Annotated in this window: 1 protein-coding gene; it reads right to left on the reverse strand. The window is 76.7% G+C overall.

The annotated features are described in order from the left end of the window. Window positions 1-1,997 (reverse strand): serine/threonine-protein kinase (locus MXD60_RS26115; RefSeq protein WP_248822350.1); only part of this gene is annotated, 1,997 nt, incomplete at its 3' end. Between the last annotated feature and the right edge of the window lie 624 nt (window positions 1,998-2,621).

The following is a 2,621-nucleotide window of genomic DNA, read 5'->3' on the forward strand; positions in this document are numbered from 1 at the left end:
GGGGGGGGGGGGGGGGGGGGGGGGGGGGGGGGGGGGGGGGGCGGGGCGGCGCCCGGGGGGGGGGGGCCCCGGGGGGCGCGGGGCGGCGCCGGCGCCGCACTGCCGCCGGCAGCCGGCTGTTCCGGTTCGCCGCGAGGCACGGTCGTCGCCCCCGGTACCGCCGGGCCCACCGCGGCACCGCCGCCGGGGGCGGTGGAGGCCGCCGTGCCCGGCGGCGCCACCAGCGAGGACACCCCTCCCGTGCCGCCCGGCGAACGGCCGCCCGGGATCGTCGTCGGATCCGCGCCACCGCCGGAGTGAACGGCCACGGCGACGATGGCTGTGACAAGGACGAGCAGCAACCCGATACCGGCGGCCAGGACACGCGAGCGCCGTCGATGCCGGCCGGCGGGCACGGGCGCACCGTCCGTGGGCTGACGAGGCAGCTGCGTCGGCACCACGATCGTCGGGTTCGGATCGACCCCGTGCGTGGCGGGCGGCGCGGCGCCGGCCCAGCCGGCGTGCGCGGTCCCTCCCGGGGCTGCCGGGACGGGCGCGGTCACCGGGTCCCGCTCAGCGTTGCCGCCGTCCGGACTGCCGGCCGCGTCGCCCGTACCGCTCGAACGCACGACCGCCGCGGACGGTACCCGGCCCGGTGCCCACAGCCCCGGCTGCGGAATCGGCACCGGCGTCGTCACCGGCTCCTCCGCGTCCCCGTCGGCCGACGCGGTCGACGGCTGGTCTGCGGAGGGGTGCCGATACGGCTGCGCACGCTGCCCCGCCGACCCGGCAGATCCACCCGAACCGGACGAACCGGACGACCCGGACGGCTCTGGCTCCTCCGTCCCGGACGTCCGGGACGACTCGGGTGAACCTGACGTGCCTGCCGGCTCCTGCGGCCTGGACGAATGTGACATTCGTGCCGATCGGTCCGCCGCCGCAGGCCGCTCCCCCGACTCACGGGGTTCAGGAGTGACAGGGCCGGCACCGGCGGACTCGGCCGGGCCGTCGGGACCGCCCGCGACGGGGAAGTTCGCCGGGATGGGGGTCAGGAGGGCGGCGGCCACGTCGCCGCCGAAGCCGAGGCGGGCGGTGGTCAGCGACCCGCGCGGGCCGCCCGCGGCGAGACGGCCGCGCACGGCGACCGTCACGGAGGAGTTCGGCGTGCTCCGGCTCGACGCCGGCGGCCCCACGATCGCGGGGGCGGCGGGCAGCCCGGCGAGCCGGGGCAGCAGGGCCCGCAGGCGGTCCGTGCCGGGCCGGGCCGCGGGGTTCTTCGCGAGCATCGCGGCCACGACCGCCCACAGTTCGTCGGGAACGCCCGGGGGTCGGCCGGGGACCAGATCGGCGTGGGCACGCAGGATGGACAGCATCTCGCGGCCGGCGAACGGCGCGACGCCGCAGAGCATCTCGTAGAGCATCGTACCGGCGGCGTAGACGTCCGCGGCCGGCCCGACGACGCCGCCGTCGACGCTCTCGGGCGCCATGTACAGCGGGGTGCCGAGCATGCCGCCGGGGATGGTCAGCCGCGTCGCGGAGGCCATCAGCCCGGCGACGCCGAAGTCCGACACCTTCGGCCGGGAGGTCCCGTCCCGGCGGTCGAGCAGGACGTTCTCCGGTTTCAGGTCGCGGTGCACGATGCCGAGCCGGTGGGCGGTCGCGAGGCCGGTGAGGATGTCGACGATCAGGCCGACCGCCTCGCCGGGCGGCAGGGTCCGCCGGCGGACCAGCTCGTGGCGCAGGTCGGAGCCTTCGACGAACTCCATCACGATCGCCAGTTCGCCGCGCTCGGCCACGAGGTCGTGAATGGCCACGACAAACGGCGACTGGACGCGAATGAGGATGGCGCGCTCACGCATGAACCGGGCGACCACACCGGGATCGGAGGTGAAGTGGGGCAACAGCAGCTTGAAGGCGAGTACGTTTCCCGCCTCGTCGTGTCCGCGCCACACCTCGCCCATGCCACCGCGGCCGACCCGCGATTCCAGGGTGTAGGAACTTCCCAGCTTTCTCACCACTCCGTGCCATCACCACTTCGCTGTGGGGTTCCTGGTGGATCGGCGGGGGTCCCCGCCGGCCGCCGACCGGACCGGCCGACAATCGCCGCTGTACCGCGGGCGGGCCGGGTGTGCCCAGGTGGGCTAGGTGGTCATGGTGTGCCGGCCGGACGGCCTGGCGTCGCGGCGGCGCGGCACCTCATGCGCGCCGTCCCAGGGCGCCCACGGCGGTGCGGCCGCATCGGGTGACCGGCGACAGTTCCCACATTCCACACACGCACCGTCCCCTCCCTGCCCGGAATCGTCGAACGGCTTTCCCACCCGACAAGGTGTCTACGGGTCGGATTCCGGATCCGACGGTGCCAGGGTGCGCTGTCCAGGTCAGGATGCAACATGGCGCCGCGGGTACGAACCGGTGTGAATATGGGTTTCATCACCGGGGGAACTGCCGGCGGCGGATATCCCCCGCCGGTCGTGTCGGCCGCGACCCGCCGGCCGGTGCCGGTCCTGCCGTCTGTACCGGGCGCGGCCCCGACCGGGTGGCGGCCGCGGGCGGCGGGCGCCCCCCGCCCGGGCGGGGGGGGGCCCCCCCGGGGGGGCCCCCCCCGGGGCCCCCCCCCCCCCCCCCCCCCCCCCCCCCCCCCC

Source organism: Frankia sp. AgB32, from assembly GCF_023243045.1.
Taxonomy (GTDB): domain Bacteria; phylum Actinomycetota; class Actinomycetes; order Frankiales; family Frankiaceae; genus Frankia.